14 protein-coding genes are annotated in these 17,600 nt (G+C 44.6%); 1 reads left to right on the forward strand and 13 read right to left on the reverse strand.

Annotated elements, in window-relative coordinates:
- Positions 1-177 precede the first annotated feature (177 nt).
- A complete protein-coding gene (locus ACTNDQ_RS12160) occupies positions 178-1,311 on the forward strand; it encodes a hypothetical protein (protein WP_441064729.1) in 1,134 nt (377 codons plus the stop codon).
- A gap of 84 nt (positions 1,312-1,395) precedes the next feature.
- Here the strand turns inward: ACTNDQ_RS12160 and ACTNDQ_RS12165 are convergent, their stop codons facing one another.
- From ACTNDQ_RS12165 to ACTNDQ_RS12225, 13 genes are all read right to left on the reverse strand, one after another.
- A complete protein-coding gene (locus tag ACTNDQ_RS12165; RefSeq protein WP_021650384.1) occupies positions 1,396-2,151 on the reverse strand; it encodes a sulfite exporter TauE/SafE family protein in 756 nt (251 codons plus the stop codon).
- 6 nt (positions 2,152-2,157) lie between these two features.
- Positions 2,158-3,957 carry an aspartate--tRNA ligase gene (gene aspS / locus ACTNDQ_RS12170; RefSeq protein ID WP_278794987.1) on the reverse strand — a complete coding sequence of 600 codons (1,800 nt, stop codon included), beginning with the start codon at positions 3,955-3,957 and terminating at the stop codon, positions 2,158-2,160.
- Positions 3,958-4,034: 77 nt separating this feature from the next.
- Positions 4,035-5,288 (reverse strand): histidine--tRNA ligase, encoded by a 1,254-nt coding sequence (gene hisS, locus ACTNDQ_RS12175; protein WP_114002783.1) that lies wholly within the window; start codon positions 5,286-5,288, stop codon positions 4,035-4,037.
- Positions 5,221-5,856, reverse strand: a complete 636-nt coding sequence (locus ACTNDQ_RS12180) for an HD-GYP domain-containing protein (protein WP_021650382.1) — start codon at positions 5,854-5,856, stop codon at positions 5,221-5,223. The genes hisS and ACTNDQ_RS12180 overlap by 68 nt, the downstream gene beginning before the upstream one ends.
- 21 nt (positions 5,857-5,877) lie before the next feature.
- Positions 5,878-7,407, reverse strand: a complete 1,530-nt coding sequence (gene hemZ / locus ACTNDQ_RS12185) for a coproporphyrinogen dehydrogenase HemZ (protein ID WP_092068856.1) — start codon at positions 7,405-7,407, stop codon at positions 5,878-5,880.
- Positions 7,379-8,008 carry an MBL fold metallo-hydrolase gene (locus tag ACTNDQ_RS12190; RefSeq protein WP_288787157.1) on the reverse strand — a complete coding sequence of 210 codons (630 nt, stop codon included), beginning with the start codon at positions 8,006-8,008 and terminating at the stop codon, positions 7,379-7,381. The genes hemZ and ACTNDQ_RS12190 overlap by 29 nt, the downstream gene beginning before the upstream one ends.
- A gap of 22 nt (positions 8,009-8,030) precedes the next feature.
- Positions 8,031-10,355, reverse strand: a complete 2,325-nt coding sequence (locus ACTNDQ_RS12195; protein ID WP_015524639.1) for a RelA/SpoT family protein — start codon at positions 10,353-10,355, stop codon at positions 8,031-8,033.
- Between the two features lie 78 nt (positions 10,356-10,433).
- Positions 10,434-10,958, reverse strand: a complete 525-nt coding sequence (locus ACTNDQ_RS12200; RefSeq protein WP_021650378.1) for an adenine phosphoribosyltransferase — start codon at positions 10,956-10,958, stop codon at positions 10,434-10,436.
- A gap of 202 nt (positions 10,959-11,160) precedes the next feature.
- A complete protein-coding gene (gene recJ, locus ACTNDQ_RS12205; RefSeq protein WP_441064730.1) occupies positions 11,161-12,879 on the reverse strand; it encodes a single-stranded-DNA-specific exonuclease RecJ in 1,719 nt (572 codons plus the stop codon).
- A 167-nt stretch (positions 12,880-13,046) separates the two neighbouring features.
- A complete protein-coding gene (secD, locus tag ACTNDQ_RS12210; RefSeq protein WP_288787153.1) occupies positions 13,047-15,473 on the reverse strand; it encodes a protein translocase subunit SecD in 2,427 nt (808 codons plus the stop codon).
- A gap of 15 nt (positions 15,474-15,488) precedes the next feature.
- A complete protein-coding gene (gene scfB / locus ACTNDQ_RS12215; RefSeq protein ID WP_441064731.1) occupies positions 15,489-16,853 on the reverse strand; it encodes a thioether cross-link-forming SCIFF peptide maturase in 1,365 nt (454 codons plus the stop codon).
- 143 nt (positions 16,854-16,996) lie between these two features.
- Complete coding sequence (scfA, locus tag ACTNDQ_RS12220) at positions 16,997-17,137, reverse strand: six-cysteine ranthipeptide SCIFF (RefSeq protein ID WP_015524633.1); 141 nt, start codon at positions 17,135-17,137, stop codon at positions 16,997-16,999.
- Between the two features lie 82 nt (positions 17,138-17,219).
- On the reverse strand, positions 17,220-17,570 hold the full coding sequence (locus tag ACTNDQ_RS12225) for a TIGR04086 family membrane protein (protein ID WP_021650373.1): 351 nt from the start codon (positions 17,568-17,570) through the stop codon (positions 17,220-17,222).
- Positions 17,571-17,600 lie beyond the last annotated feature (30 nt).

Below are 17,600 nucleotides of genomic sequence, written 5' to 3' on the forward strand. Positions count from 1 at the left end.
GTGGTGGTCTTATTTTGATACCCAATTTTCAACCTGTATAAAATTTTCAATGTTCTTTCAATTTAGCCTTGACTTTTTATTTGCAGGCTTAATTTCTCCATTTTTGCGATATTTTGACTTTCAGTGCTTTATCTGCTAGAATGTTATAATATAACTTTTTTGAAAGGAAAGAACAATATGAAGACAGTGAAACATCTGCCGGCTTTCTTGATGATCATTCTTCTCTCAGTTTTTTTATGTAGCTGCTCCCAGTCGGCCAAAGCTCATGCGGAGAAGGCGATCAAAAAAGATCTGGATCTTCTTAAAAATCTGGACTCTGAAACAACCATGCAGTACATATCCTATCAGGAACTGTTTCCGGATTCTGATGACAGCACAAAGCTTTCTGCTGACATAAAAGAAGTATTTTCTCTCTTCTTTCAGAATTTCGATTACAAAATCCTGGGTATATCCGTTGATAGCGACGAAAAAAATGCTTCTGCACAGCTTAAGCTTACTACTCTGGATGCTGAGGCTCTTGCCAGTGATTTTGTTTCTGCAAGCCTTCAGGAAGAAATACTGGAAACCGCCTCCGGTAAAGAAAATGATAACGGAAATTCCCTGGAGCAGCGTTATCTGCTCCTGTACAAGCTTCTCAAGAATAACACGTACAGTTCTGCAGAACGCAATACTTCCATCCAACTAAACAATCTTGGATCTTCTTCAGAACCTGACTGGGAGATTACGCACAGTTCCTCTCTCGAAAATGATCTGGTCGGTGGCCTTATCACCTATCTGTCCGATCCTGATCTTGTGCCGCCTGCCGAAACGCTTACCGTCTATCTGAAAACGCTTCAGGAAATGGATGTAAAGCAGATGGCTAATTATTTAGGGCTGGATTCCATTCTGAACACTTCAGATTCGGCAAAAAACGCCATTGCCTCTGCCCTTATGGAACAGTTTCACTCCTGTTTTAACTACAAAATATCAAGCACCTCTGTTTCCGGATATCTTGCTGAGGTGGACGCAGAGCTTACCACATTTGACAGTAATTCCATTCTTACACAGTACGAAAAAGAATTGAATACTTATCTGGCTTCTGCAGATGCAGTGATCGACGGTTCCCAGAAGCGTTACAACAAATCACATGAACTGCTTCTGGACAGTATCAGGAATAATCAGGCAACCATAACTGCCACTGCTACCTTCCATCTCACAAACGATGGTGCATCCTGGAAGCTTGAGAATGCAGGTACCGAACTGGGCAATGCCATCTTCGGAACTCTTACCGCTTCACCGGTTCCTGAAGATTCTACCGAAGATAACGAATAAAGAATAAAAGCTAGAAAACCCGTGAATATCTGCTTTCTCTGACAGGAAAGCGTGATCTTCACGGGTTTTTTATATTCTTCTTTTTTATATTCCGGATATGATCTTTATAAAAAGCAATGCAAGGACTATAAGAATAATAGGCCGTATGATCCGGCTTCCGTTTTTCATAACCATACCTGCACCGGTATAATGTCCTGCGATCGAGAACACTGACGCTGCAATTCCAAGCATGATCACAATCTTTCCGCTGAGCAGAAATACAACAAGAGCCGCTACATTAGAAGAGAGGTTGGTAACCTTCATGGTACCGGAAGCTTTTGCCACACTCATTTTTCCCAATCCTGTAAACAAAAGCAAGAGAAAAGTTCCTGTTCCTGGTCCATAAAAGCCATCATAGCATCCTACAGCAAGAGAGCATACGGCACAGAGCAGGATCTGTTTTTTTCTGGCGATCTCGCCACCCTTCTCATCCATATTTTTCTTGCGCAGCACATAAAAAGCAACCACCGGAAGAACAGGGATCAGCATATAACGCAGGAGCTTATCACTGGCTATAAGAGCAAGGTGAGCTCCTATGGAAGATCCCAGAAGCGCCATTGGAATACATGGAAGCACCAGGATCCAGTCCACAAATTTATTTTTGCACAGACGGACAGTTGAGATCAATGTTCCTGTTGCTGATGACAGCTTGTTGGTGGCAACAGCATTATGTACAGGAACTCCGGCCAAAAGATAAGCAGGCAGGGAGATCAGTCCTCCCCCGCCTGCTACAGCATCTACAAATCCGGCAAGAAATACAAGTGGACAAACGATCAGAAATGTATAGATTGTCGGCTGCATGATCTTTTATTCTTCCTCTTCTTTCTGCGGCTCAAGGTCAAGTCCCAGCTCATGAAGCTGTGCCTCACTTACCTGGCTAGGAGACTGAGTCATCAGACAGGAGGCATCCTTAACCTTCGGGAATGCAATAACATCACGGATCGTATCTGCCTTTGCCATAAGCATAACAAGTCTGTCAAGGCCATATGCAAGTCCTGCGTGTGGCGGAACTCCATATTTGAAGGCATCCAGAAGGAATCCGAACTGCTCATGTGCAGCTTCTTTTGTGAAGCCAAGTGCCTCAAACATTCTTTCCTGAATATCATCCTGATGGATACGCACGCTGCCGCCGCCGATCTCATTTCCGTTAAGAACGATGTCGTATGCTTTTGCACGAACCTTTCCCGGATCTGTGTCAAGAAGCGGAAGATCCTCCTCCATAAGCATGGTGAACGGATGGTGCATTGCTGTAAAACGGTTCTCCTCCTCGCTCCACTCAAGAAGCGGGAACTCTGTTACCCATACGAAACTATACTCATTTTTATCTAAAAGATCCATCTGTTTTGCAAGCTCAAGACGGAGTGCTCCCAGTACATCGTATACCAATTTTGTCTTATCTGCTGCAAAAAGAAGAAGATCTCCCGGCTTGCCGTCCATAGCTTTTACAAGAGCATCCATCTCTTCATCTGTCATAAACTTGGCGAAAGAAGACTTTCTGGTTCCGTCCTCTGCAATGGCAATGTATGCAAGACCTTTTGCACCATAACCTTTTACGAACTCAACAAGCTTATCGATCTTCTTTCTCGGCATTGCGCCCTGACCTTCTGCATTGATACCACGAACACTTCCGCCGTTCTCAAGCGCACCTGTGAACACACCAAATCCGCAGTCTTTTACGATATCACTGACATCATGAAGTTCCATACCGAAACGCATATCCGGCTTGTCGGAACCAAAACGATCCATAGCTTCCTGCCAGGTAATTCTCTGGATCGGGAGTTTTACATCGATATCCAGAACTTCTTTGAACAGGAATGCAAGATATCTCTCGTTAACATCGATAACATCGTCTACATCAACAAAGGAAAGCTCCATATCGATCTGTGTGAACTCCGGCTGACGGTCAGCACGAAGATCCTCATCACGGAAGCATCTTGCGATCTGGATATAACGATCAAATCCGGAGCACATCAGAAGCTGCTTGTACAGCTGCGGAGACTGTGGAAGGCCATAGAAGCTTCCCGGATGAACACGTGATGGTACCAGATAGTCTCTGGCTCCCTCAGGAGTACTCTTTCCAAGCATCGGTGTCTCAATCTCAAGAAATCCCTCTTCTGTAAAGAACTGTCTTGTAAGCTGGGCAACCTTGCTCTTCATCATGATATTTCTCTGAAGATCCGGTCTTCTTAAATCAAGATAACGATATTTAAGTCGGATCTCATCTTTTGTCTTGCTATTCTCCTCGATCGGGAATGGAGGAACATCTGCCTCAGCAAGAACACGGAGGGATTTTACACGAAGCTCGATCTCGCCAGTTGCAAGATTCTCGTTTACTGCTCCTCCACGTTTCTCTACGGTACCGGTTACAGCAATAACAAACTCACTACGCAGTTTACCTGCTTTTGTAAAGCCTTCCTCGTCAATGCTGCCATTCTCAAAAATCAGCTGCATGATCCCGGAACGGTCACGAAGATCCACAAATACAAGACCTCCTTTATTTCTGGCTTTTGCCACCCATCCCATTAATGTTACTTCTTTTCCGACCATCTCTGTGGTCACTTCTGCACATCGGCAAGTTCTGTGCAGTCCCTGCATGCTTTCAGCCATCTCTTTATCCTCCTCTGACTATTTTTTTCATAGTCATTTTAATTTACTCTGCTATCTCCGTTTTCAGACGGGCGGTTTCAGTCTCTGTTGAAAAATTCTACATACTCTGTATAACCATCTGCTGCCAGCTGGTCTTTCTGGAATTTTTTGTTCTTTTTCATGATAGAGATATTGATCTGTGTACCTGCACTTCTTTCCTCAGTTGCCTGTTTCAGGATGTTCAGAAGCTTGTCTGCCGGCATATTCTTCTCGATCAGATATGCTTTCTTGCCATTCTTGGTTGGAATCTCATAGCCTCTCTCAAGAAGCAGCATAACGATTCTCTCAAATCCAATGGAGAAACCACAAGCACAGGTATTATTTCCTGTAAATTTGCCAATCATCTCATCGTAACGTCCGCCTCCACCGACGCTTCCGCCGAACTCATCCATGGAAATCTCAAAGATCGGACCTGTGTAATAGGACATTCCACGTACCAGTGTAGGGTCAAAGGACATTTTGAAGTCTGCTGTTTTTACAGATTCTACAGTATTGATAATCGTTTCAAGATCCTCTGCAATACCTGCTTCCAGAACATCAGAAAGTTTTTCTTTAATATAACGGACACCCTCAACATCGTTGGTGATCTCACGGAAAAGTCCAAGATAAGTGTCAATGCTCTCTTTCGCAAAGCCCTCTTTCTCAAGCTCCTCTGCAACTCCCTCGATGCCGATCTTATCCATCTTGTCAAGAATAATAAAGACAGTATCAAAGCTCTCTGCCGGGAATCCACTGTACTGAGCCATTGCCTTCAGGATCCTTCTGTCATTGATACGGATCGTAAAGTTATGGAAATCCAGTTTTCCAAGAAGTGTTGTAGTTGCAAGTACAAGCTCGATCTCAGCAAGATAGGTCGGCTCACCCAGGATATCGATATCACACTGCATAAACTGACGGAAACGACCTCTCTGCGGACGGTCAGCTCTCCATACATTTCCCATCTGAAGTGCCTTAAACGGAGCCGGAAGCTCGTTTGCATTATTGGAATAATATCTGGAAAGCGGTACGGTCAGGTCATAGCGAAGTCCGGAATCTGTCAGATCATTCTCTGTTTTTGCAGTATCCAGTTTCAGTTTCTCGCCTCTCTTCATGATCTTGAAGATCAGCTTTTCATTTTCACCGCCCTGCTTGCTGCAGAGATTCTCAATATGTTCTACACAGGGAGTCTCAATTGCGGAAAAACCAAAGGTTCCGTACGTCTCTCTGATCATATTCATCACATAGTTACGGATTGCCATTTCCTTCGGTAAAATGTCCTTCATTCCTGTAACCGGTTTCTTTTTTAATGCCATAGTTTCCTCCTTTATGAATCACCCTCTGAAATGCAAGAAACACCTGCATGTCAAAGTTTTTAATCTCATCGATCATCAGTCTTAAAACTTCATCATTTTCCAGAGCTTTCCGATATGGTCTGTCCATACTCAAAGCCGCATATACATCACATACTCTCAGGATCCTTGCACCCATAGGGATATCCTTTCCGCTTCTGTTGCTGGGATAACCGCTGCCGTCAAAATTCTCATGATGATAAAGAATACTTTCCAGAACATAATCGGAATATCCCTGGTCTTTCAGGATCTCATAACCTAATGTGGAGTGCATGCGGACATACTTCAGTTCTTCAATGACCATCGGATTCTGCTCTTGGCCATTAATGTATCCTTCCAGTTTCAGCTTGCCTATATCATGGAGCATTCCGGCAATAGCCAGCTGATAACATTCTTTCTCACCAAGACCAAGCTCCTTTGCCACATCATAGGCAAGGTTACTGACAACAACCCCATGCTTCAGCTCTGCGGAAAGATCCATTTCCAGAATCCGGTCCTGCGTAGTTTCACTTATCTTCTGTACGCTTTTCAAGGATCCGTCTCTCCTTTCCGTCTACAGCCATTTTGCAATGCCCTCGCGTTTTCTCTCGATCATTTCATCGATACGTGTGATATAATTGACAACATCCTTCACATTCTCCACACGCTCAATGCGCTGTCCGTGATCAAACACAAGCTTGGAGGAACCACCTGCACCCAGTGCGATGATCGGCTGCTTTTCCTCCATAATCAGTATATTGTAAATCCCTGCTTTGTCAACCTCAGAATACCCGACGTTCTCAAAATTCCCCTTCATATTCTTCTGTCTGTACAGATAATAAGGGCCCATTCCCATCTCGTAGGCAGTTTTCATAGTCAGATCCATGATCTCCTGATTGTTTTCAAAGGTCATCTCCTGGTATTTATCACGGAAAATATTCAGTCTTGCCGCACGCTTCACAGCAAGAGAATGTACGGTCAGGCTGTCCGGCCCGAGAGCTTTTACCTCGTCCAGTGTATGCTGCACTTTTGTGATATCTTCGCCGGGAAGACCCACGATCAGATCCATATTGATATTGTCGAATCCGGCTTTTCTTGCCAGATGAAACGCATTCTTTGTCTGTTCTACTGTATGACGTCTGCCAATGATATCCAGGGTTTCCTGATTCATGGTCTGTGGATTTACAGAAATCCTGGTAACCGGAAACTCCCGGATCGCCTGAAGCTTTTCCAAGGTTATACTGTCCGGTCTTCCTGCCTCAACCGTAAATTCTTCCAGCTCCTCACAGGGAAAATATTCCGTGATCGCGCCAAGAAGTCTCCGAAGCTGATCCGGCTCCAGTGTGGTAGGTGTTCCCCCACCGATATAGACCGTATCCAGCTTCCGGTTTTTCATCATCCCGGAAACAGCCCGGATTTCCTTTACCAGCGCATCCAGATACGCCTCCACATATTTACGCCATCTCTCCAGCGGATAGGAACTGAATGAACAGTACAGACAGATACTCGGACAGAAAGGAATGCCAACATAAAGGCTGTAACCGTTTTCATAATCAATGTTTTTCAGGATATCCCGCTCACGATTTGCGATGGTAACTGCAAGAGCTGTTTTCTCCGGACTTACCAGATACTGATCTCTCATATATCTGGCAATCTCCGTATTTTTCATTCCGGACTCCAGCATTCCCATAGCCATTTTCACAGGACGTATGCCTGTAAGATTTCCCCAGGGAAGTGTCTTTCCTGTAGCTTTGGAAAGCATCTGATACAGGGCGTATTTGATCGCGTCTTTATTTTTTCTGCGGATATCATGGGCATCATTGCAAGAAATAAGGGCATCCGAAGCTTCTCCACTGGATTGCCCTTCTATCACAGCCCCATGAGCTGTTTTTTTCTCTATTCCGTTGTTGTAACTGATGGTATAACCTTCTTCATCACGTGAAACCCGGAAGCGGATATCATAATCCGCATCATCCTCTTCATAAAGAGAAACGATCTCATTTCCGGGATAAAACGCTTTGATCAGTTCATACACATCATGCTCAAAATCTCTGTTCTGAAACAAAATGCCAATCTTATACAAATGGATTATACCTCTTTTCATAACCAATGGTTGTGGATGCGTCATGCCCCGGAAATACTTCTGTATCCTCCGGCAAAGTATCCACAAGCTTATGAAGGCTTCTTACGATCTCAGCAGAACTTCCGCCAGGAAAATCGGTTCTTCCCACAGAGCCGCAAAACAATGTATCTCCGCTGAAAAGCACACCTTCGTCTTTGATATAATAGCAGCAGCTTCCTTTGGTATGTCCCGGTGTGTGGAACATCTGGATGGAAAATCCTGCCGCTTCGAAAATCTGCCCGTCATCCAGAAGAACATCCGGCTTAATTGAACAGGCACTTCCATAAACAGCAGTCATATTTATCGTGGGCTCTGCCAGCATTGCTTCTTCCTGCCTGCATGCATAAACCGGGATCTGATATTTTTCCTTCACTTCCTTTACAGCCATGATGTGATCAAAATGACCATGTGTCAGAAGGATCCCCACCGGTTTTCCCTGCATAAGAGATACTTTCTGAAAAACTTTTTCTGCATAGTCTCCCGGGTCTACGATCATCAGTTCGCCGGTCTCTTTATTTTTCAGAAAATAGCAGTTGGTAAACACCTGGCCCAGCACACACTGCTGCATTTCAAGTTTACTCATAAAAATTCCTCCGTTTATCGGGTCAGCCCGTTGTTCGCTCTACATCAAGAACACTTTCAACCTGACGGATCTTTTCGATCAGAGAATTCAGTTCCTGTTTGCTGCATACATTAAAGGACATGGAAATCGTGGCGCGTTCCTGCTTGTTGGTACGGCTGTTAATGGAACGAAGATCGATCTTCCTCTCTGTAAAGATCTTAGAAATATCCACCAGAAGTCCGGTACGGTTATTTGCATAAACCTGGATCTCCGCTTCGTATTTCTCGGAATCCGCTCTGTCCGGCATCTGCCACTCTGCTTCAATGAGACGTTTCCGGTCAATCTCAGGCATGTTGAGCACATTCACACAGTCTGTACGATGAATGGTGATCCCTCTTCCTCTTGTTACAAAGCCTACGATCTCATCTCCCGGGATCGGGCTACAGCATTTGGAAAAACGAACTGCCACATCATGAATGCCTTTTACTACAATGCCACTCTTACTCTTGGCAATGTGAAGCTTCTCCTGTGATTCGGAAGCTGCCTCCAGGACCTGTTCATCTGTAAGATTCTTCTTATGCTCCCTCTCATAGGCTTCTACCAGCTTGTTAAACACCTGACCTTCTTTCAGGCCGCCATGTCCGATCGCTGCCAATACAGAATCCCAGTCTCGGAAACCATATTTATGCATTACCGATTCCATATACTGTGGCTTGGTATATATGCCTGGTTTAAAGCCCTTGGTCTTGGCATACTGATTCAGCATGTCCTTACCCTTCAGGATATTATCTTCCTTCAGTTCTTTCTTAAACCACTGGTTGATCTTATTCTTAGCCTGTGTGCTCTTTACGATCTTCAGCCAGTCACGGCTGGGGCCCTGAGAATTCTGGGATGTTATGATCTCAATACGATCACCGTTTTTGATCTTATATTCAATAGGAACAAGTTTGCCATTGACCCTGGCACCTACCATCTTGTTTCCTACTGCACTGTGCACGCTGTATGCAAAATCAATAGGTGTAGAACCATTGGGAAGTGTTTTTACATCTCCCTGGGGAGTGAAACAGTAAACACTGTCCGCAAAAAGATCCAGATCATTTTTCAGAAGGCTCATGAACTCCCGGTTATCGGACATGTCGCGCTGCCACTCCAGGATCTGGCGCAGCCAGTTCAGCTTCTCTTCCTCGCTCTTTCCAGGTTTCTTACCATCGGAAGTTTCCTTATATTTCCAATGAGCTGCAATACCGTATTCTGCGGTTTTATGCATTTCAAATGTACGGATCTGGATTTCGAAAGGCTGTCCGTTAGGACCAATAAGCGTTGTATGCAGAGACTGATACATATTGGCCTTCGGCATTGCGATATAATCTTTAAATCTGCCGGGGATCGGCTTGTACATCTCATGGATAACACCAAGAGCTGCATAACAGTCCTTCACAGTATCTACAATGATGCGTACAGCAAACAGGTCATAAATCTGATCAATGGTTTTATCCTGATTGACCATCTTCTTATAGATGCTGAAGAAATGCTTCACGCGGCCATCCACCTGTGCCCTGATATTGGCATCCTCCATATGCTGCTTTACCTGTTTCACGATAGAATTAACAAATTCCTCACGGGCGCTTTTGCGAAGAGCAACCTTTTCTACCAGATCATAGTAAACATCCGGCTTCAGATACTTAAGAGAAAGATCATCCAGTTCCACCTTGATCTTGGAAATACCAAGCCGCATCGCGATGGGAGCATAGATATCCATGGTTTCTCTTGCTTTCTCCTGCTGTTTCTCTGGTCTCATATACTGCAGGGTACGCATATTATGAAGACGGTCCGCAAGCTTGATCAGGATAACGCGGATATCCTTAGCCATTGCAAGGAACATCTTTCTTAAATTCTCAGCCTGAACCTCTACCTTGTCCTTGGAATAGGACAGCTGGCCCAGCTTGGTAACACCATCTACCAGAAGCGCTACTTCAGAACCAAATTCCTTTTCTACTTCTTCATACGTCATCCAAGTATCTTCTACCGCATCATGAAGAAGACCTGCCACTATGGTCTCCTTATCCAGCTCAAGATCCGCAAGGATGATCGCAACACAGAGAGGATGAATGATATAAGGTTCACCGGATTTACGTTTCTGATCCTTATGTGCCTCACTGGCCACTTTATAGGCCTTTTCAATCATGGAAATATCTGTAGACGGATGATATTTCTTCACACTTTTTATCAGCTCCTGATAAAGAACCTCAGGGCTTGTAAAATCATGCATGGATTTCACCGCCGCATCTGCCTTCCGGACAGACTCTCTTTTTTCTTCTTCCTTCTGTATCTCAATGTTTTGTTTTTCCGTATTTTTTGTCTCTGCCATTAAATCCCACCTGCCTGTGCACAATTTCATACTGCCGTATGACTACAACAGTTCACATCCCCTTCCACCGACAAAAAATCATTTTCCGTCGTAACAGATCACAGATGCCACATTATAACCTTTGAGACGCTCACGTCCCTTCAGACCTGCAAGCTCCATAAGGAAAACCACCTTGACAACCTCGCCGCCAAGCTCCTCCACAAGCTTGATGGCTGCTTCCACGCTTCCGCCCGTAGCGATCAGGTCATCCACAATAACAACCTTCTGTCCCGGCTTGATGGAATCCTTATGCATCTCGATAGTTGCACTTCCATACTCCAGCTCATAGGTTCTGGAAACGGTCTCACATGGAAGTTTTCCTGCTTTGCGGACCAGAACAAAGGGTTTGTGAAGATTATATGCGATCGGCATACCAAAGATAAAGCCTCTGGATTCAAGACCTGTGATCACATCGAACTCCTCACCCTCCAGACAATCCTGCATAGAATCAATGGCAAGCTGTAATCCATCCGCATCCTGAAGGACGCTGGTAACGTCACGGAAAATAATCCCTGGCTCTGGAAAGTCCGGGATACTTCTTACATATTCTTCTATTTTTTTCATAATAACCTCCAATGGTTTAATTTGTCAATCAGATGTTAGATAGTATAGCACTTTTTCTGTAGGGAATCAATGTGCAACCCGACAGAACTCGCGGAATTACGACAGGCCCTGGACTGCATATTGCCCAGTACAGAGCCTTCTTTCCTGTTTTACAGTCAATTACTCGCTGTCAGGATCTGCATTTTAGTGATACCTTCTCCTGTTATTCTGTAATATAATTTCGGATTACGATCTGTAAGGTCTCTCTTCCCTGATAACGGTTGATCTCAGGATAATATGTGACCGCAATACTTCCACATTTTTTTATTCTATCAACAAATTCATCTGCTTCTCCAAAATATACTGCTTCCACTACACAGCCGGTACTGTCTGACAGCTGAAGCTTTGCCACATTCCTATTTTTGCCAAGAATACGGCTGCTTAAAACCCGAAGTCCCTTCTGTGCAAAAATCGGTTTGGTATTTCCCTTTCCAAAAGGCTCCAGCAGGGATATCTCTTCCACAAGTTCCTTATTTATATAGGAAACCGGCATTGGCACATCGATCAGGATCTTTGGAGCCAGATCCCTTTCTGTCAGAGTACAGTTTTCGTTTAACCGTCTGCGGAACTCTTCCACATTTTCTTCTTTAATAGATAATCCTGCCGCCATAGGATGACCGCCATACTGTTCCATCAGATCTCCGCATTTTACCAGTTCCTCAAACATGGAATAGCTTTCTATGGAACGTCCGCTGCCTTTCACCATTGTTTCACCTTTTGTCAGAACAAAGACCGGTTTATTGTACTTTTCCCGGATACGTCCCGCAATAATTCCGGCCAGACTTTCGTGACAGTCCGGTAAATAGATCACAAGAACCCTGTCCTGTCCGATTTCTGTCTCTTCCACAATACGGATCGCTGCTTCCTTTCCCTCTTCCGTGAGAGCTTTTCTGCTTTGATTCAACGCAGTCAGATCACCGGCAAGTTTTGCTGCTTCATCTTCCGTCTCCGCACAGAGCAGTTTCAGGGAACGTGCAGCGGTATCCAGTCTTCCACTGGCATTGATACATGGTCCCAGCACAAACCCTACATGATAGGCAGTGATCGGCCCATCCTCCAGGCCATTGGCACGGATCAGTTCACGGAGACCTTTGTTAGAAGTGTGGGAAAGTCGTTTCAGACCTTCCTTTACAAGGATGCGGTTTTCACCCTGAAGATCCATCACGTCTCCCACTGTGGCAATGGCTCCTAATTCCAGAAAATCTTCCAGCTCTTTTTCCGGAATCCCGCATGCCTCATAGAGAGCTGTCACCAGCTTCAACGCAACAACTGCTCCGCACAATCTTTTCTCTGGATAATTACAGTCCGGCTGTTTTGGATTTACAATGGCATCAGCCGGCGGAAGGATCAGTTCTCTTCCATCTTCCGTTTCTTTATAGGGAATTTCATGATGATCGGTTATTATCACCGTCATTCCCTTCTCTTTAGCCATAGTGATTTCATTGTACGCCGCAATTCCATTATCACAGGTAACAATTACGTCAATCCCATCATTCACTGCTCTTTCGATCAGGTGCTCATGGATTCCATATCCGTCTGCCACACGGTCCGGAATATATGTATCTGCCAGAGCTCCTGCACGCTTCAGTCCTTTGATCAGAATGAAGGTCGATACTACCCCATCAATGTCATAATCGCCTATAATACGGATGCGTTTTTTTTCCTTTATTTTATTCCGCAGGATCTCCACTGCCTTATCCACATCTTTCATCAAATGCGGAGAAGCCAGTTCGTCCACCTTTCCATAAAGATATCTGCGAATTTCATCCCTGTCCTGTACATCCCGGTTTCGGATCAGTCTGGCGATCACCGGATCAATTCCGAACTCTTTTCCAATTGCCGCAAAATCCGCCCGTTTTGCAGCAACAACCCATCGTTCCATGTTGTTTCCTCCTTGATGCTTTGCCGCTTTCTTTCTTCAAAGCAACACAATAACCGTATTGTAACTCATACTCCTGCATAGCTGCAAGTTTTTTATGCCACACAAAAAAAACGTTCCGCCAGGAAATATTCTTTCCCGGTACGGAACGTTTCTGTTATTCAGCAATTTTATTCAGATTTCTCCTCATCATTCTGCTGCTTTGCTGCCTCCTGCGCTGCAAGGCGCTCGGCAACTCTTTTACGGTTTTTCTTCTTCGGCTGCTGCTGAGCTGTCTGCTGTCCGGATGGCTGTTTTACCTTTTTCTCAGATTTCTCGGAAGAAATCTTTGCGGAAGCTGCTGCAGCTGCCGGTGCTGCAACACGATTTTTTCTGAATGTTTTCATGGTGTACCACAGAGCACCAGTGATGCATACAGAAGAATATGCTCCACCGATGATACCTACCATCAGCGGTGCTGCAAATTCTTTAATTGAGGAAACACCCATTACATAAAGAATTGCAACCATTACAAATGTTGTCAGGGATGTGTAAATGCTTCGTGTCAGAGTTTCTGTAACACTGGTATTTACGATCTCTTTCAGTTTCTCATCCTCAACTTTCTTTCTGCCTCTCATATTCTCACGGATACGGTCGAAGATGACAATAGTAGCATTGATGGAATAACCTACGATCGTCAGCATACACGCAATAAATGTATTTCCCACAGATGTTCTGGAAATAACATAAAACGCAAGTACGACCAGGACATCATGAAGAAGTGCAAGTACTGCACTGCTTGCAAAGCGGATATCCTTGAAACGGAACCAGATGTAAAGAAGCATGAAGATCGCAGCTACGATAACCGCTACGATAGCGTCTCTTCTCATCTCATTGCTGACAGTAGCGGAAATATTCTCCGATGTGATCAGACTTGTATCTACATCAAAATTTTCCTCCAATGCCTTATTCAGTGCTTCTCGTTCCTTAAGATCCAGAGAACGTGTTTTGATCACTACCTGATTGGTTCCCTGCACCTTGGTCGGCTGTACATTCTTATCACCTGTCACTGCCTCAACAACCGGTGTTACCTCGGAATCGATCTCCTTGATATCCATCTCTTTATTGAAGGTTACATTGGTAGAAGTACCGCCGGAAAACTCCAGACTGTAATTCATGGCTTTGTCACCGATCACATTACTGTGGACCAGCATTCCTACAGGTCCGCAAAGGATCAGGATAATGGAAACAGCAAAGAAGATTTTTCTCTTTCCAACGAAATCCACAACCTTACGTTCCTTGGCAATGCCATAGAATTTCGGGTCACGAACACCAATTGCGTATACCGCATTAATAACAAGCCTGGATATAACCAGTGCTGTAAACATGGAGATCACGATACCCATTGCCAGCGTGTAGGCAAACCCCTTAACAGAACCGGAGCCAAGCCACATCAGCACACAAGCCGCGATCAGTGTTGTGATGTTTCCATCAAAAATAGCGGAAAACGCTTTGCTGAATCCACTTTTGATCGCTGCATGGACAGAAAGGCCTGCCGCGATCTCCTCACGGATTCTGGCGTAGATGATAACATTGGCATCCACTGCCATACCAATGCCCAAGATGATACCTGCAATACCCGGAAGCGTAAGGGTGATATCAAAGGCATTCAGCGTGATCAGCATTAAGGTTGTATAAAGAACCAGTGCAACAGATGCAACCAGACCTGGGATACGGTATGCGATGATCATGATCAGCATAACGATCACAAGACCGATCGCTCCGGCTTTTACACTTGTTGCGATGGCTTCTTCACCAAGCTGTGCAGCAACTACGCTGGAACGAAGCTCGGTAAGCTCAAGACTTAAGGAACCGATTCTTATGTAAGAAGCAAGATTCTGTGCCTCTTCTGTACTTGCCATTCCGGTGATCTGAGCTTTTCCGCCGGAAATCTCCTCATTTACATTCGGAGCGCTTAAAACCTGATCGTCATATACGATTGCGATCTGCTTTCCAACATTTGCCTTGGTAGCTTCCGCAAATTTGGTTTTTCCATTCTTTGTAAGAGTCAGACTGACTGCATATTTCTGGGAGCTTGTGGATGAATCCTGATAAGCACCTCCCTCAGCGTCTGCAACGTCTGTACCTTCCAGTACAACAGATCCGGCTTTCTGGATATCCTCAATACTTCTTGCAAGAACGTATCCGCTCTCACTGTTTCCTGTTGTAAAATTCTGGTTTCCGTCTGCATCTGTCTGATCGATAAAATACAGAGAACCTGGCTTTCCAAGTTCTTCCAGGATCGCATTTGCATCTGATACTCCTGGAATCTCAATGGTGATACGGTTGGAACCTTCTTGATATGCCTGTGCCTCAGTACTGTACTGAGAAACACGCTGCTGCATCTTGTAAACAGTATCGGACATGTCTTCCTTGCTCGGATTGCTGTCCTTAGCCTGGTATGTGATGCTGACACCGCCGGCAAGATCAAGTCCGGTGTTGATATTCTTAGCCGAACCTGTTCCTGTAGGACCAATGCCTACCGCAGCCACATAGCAGAAGAATACTGTGACAATTGCTGTCAGAAGCAGCACTGCAATTCCTCTACTTTTCTTCATTTTCTTTTTCCTCTCTTATTCCGCCAAAGCGGCTTTTATCATGATAGCGCACTCCACACGCTTCCTCTGGAGTTCGCATCCGATCTTATAATTCCCCCGGATATCTCCGCCGAAATGGTAACCATTTGCCGCACAGCCGCCGCTGCAGTAGAATCTGGCAAAACAGTCTTTACAGTCCGGTTTCGTATAGACGTTACATCTTCCAAAGTCTTTTACGATTTCAGGCTTTGTGATTCCCTCGTCTACATTACCCATAAGGTACTGTTCCTCACCCACAAACTGGTGACATGGATAAAAATCTCCCCACGGAGTAACAGCCAGGTACTCGGTTCCTGAGCCGCATCCGGAAAGTCGTTTGTATACACACGGACCACCGGTAAGGTCTATCATAAAGTGGAAGAAGTTGAATCCTTTTCCCTCTTTTTCTCTTTTGATCATTTCTTTTGCAAGAATATCATACTGTTCCAGGATCTGTGGGATATCCTCCTCACGGATCGCATACTCTTCTGTATCTGCTGCCACGACCGGCTCAACAGAAATCTGCTTGAAGCCAAGATCTGCCAGATGCAGAACATCCTGAGAGAAATCAAGATTATGATGAGTAAAGGTTCCTCTTACATAATACTTGTCCTGATTTCTGGATTCCGCAAATTTCTCAAATTTCGGCATGATCAGATCATAGCTTCCTGCACCCTTACGGAACGGGCGCATGTAGTCATGAACTTCTTTTCTACCGTCCACGCTTAAGACAACATTTCCCATTTCCTTATTGCAGAATTCCATCACCTCATCATTTAAAAGAACGCCGTTGGTTGTCAGTGTGAAGCGGAATTTTTTGTTATGAAGTTTCTCCTGTTCTCTTCCGTATTTCACAAGATCCTTTACAACCTGCCAGTTCATAAGAGGCTCGCCGCCAAAGAAATCCACTTCCAGATTCTTTCTGGAGCCGGAATTGGCGATCAGGAAATCCAACGCTTTTTTTCCTACCTCAAAAGACATCAGCGCACGTCTTCCGTGATACTCTCCTTCTTCTGCAAAACAATATCTACATGCCAGATTACAGTCATGAGCAATATGAAGGCAAAGAGCCTTTATAACGGTCTGGCGGTTTTTGGTAAATTCATCAATGATATTCTCATAAATATCTTTTGTAAAAAGCATTCCCTGTTCCTGAAGCTTCTTACATTCAGTTACAGAGGTTTCCACATCCTCTTTTTTAAAACGGTCGCCAAGCTTCTCAGCAATGGCAGCCGCTTCCATGCCTTCTTCAAGATACGGCAGCACCTCATAGGTTACTTCATCTACTAGGTGGATACAGCCGCTGTTGATATCCAGCACAATATTATATCCATTACTTTGATAACGGTGAATCAGACTCATCTTCCCGCAATCCTTTCTAAAATTCTTTTATAATCCGACAAAACGCGCCCTCCGGCGCGTTTTGCTGGATACCTGTTACTTTCAGATAAAACAAGTGAAGCAGCGGATCTCCCGCTGCTTTCCACTCATTCAACGGCTGCTTCTTATTTATGCTCGCAGCTCTGGTTTCCTACTGTACAGGAAGTCTTGCAAGCAGACTGACAGGATGTCTGACATTCGCCACATCCACCCTTCTTAACCGTGTTCTGAAGGTTCTTTGTATTTAATGTCTTGATATGTTCCATGATATATCCTCCTTTATGTATTCTATTCTTCGCCTAGTATAGCATAAAATCATCGATTTTCAAAGCATTTTTTTGTAAGCTTTTACGACAGCATCCCACCAATGGCTCCGCCACCAAGACACATGAAAAAAGTAGTCAACGCATGGGCAAAGGTCATATCCCATTTCCCTTGTGCCAGAAAAGATACCAGAAGCAGCAGAACATAATAGGAAAGCCCGGTAACGATCCCCCATATATATCGGTCTTTCCTTATGATCTTTCCCGCCATAAAACCTCCGACCAGGCAGGATACTACATAAATAATAATGATCCCCACCGCCGCCGTCCCTCCTCCAAATTCAAACTGAAAGAGCAGAAACGCCAGTATCAGAAGAAAAAGTCCTGTCACTCCATAGGCTAGCAGCAATGATCGTAATATTGCTTTTCCCTTCATAAAAAAGCCCTCCCACAGTCATTATATGGG

The sequence above is a fragment of the Blautia massiliensis (ex Liu et al. 2021) genome (assembly GCF_052064225.1).
Classification (GTDB): domain Bacteria; phylum Bacillota; class Clostridia; order Lachnospirales; family Lachnospiraceae; genus Blautia_A; species Blautia_A fusiformis.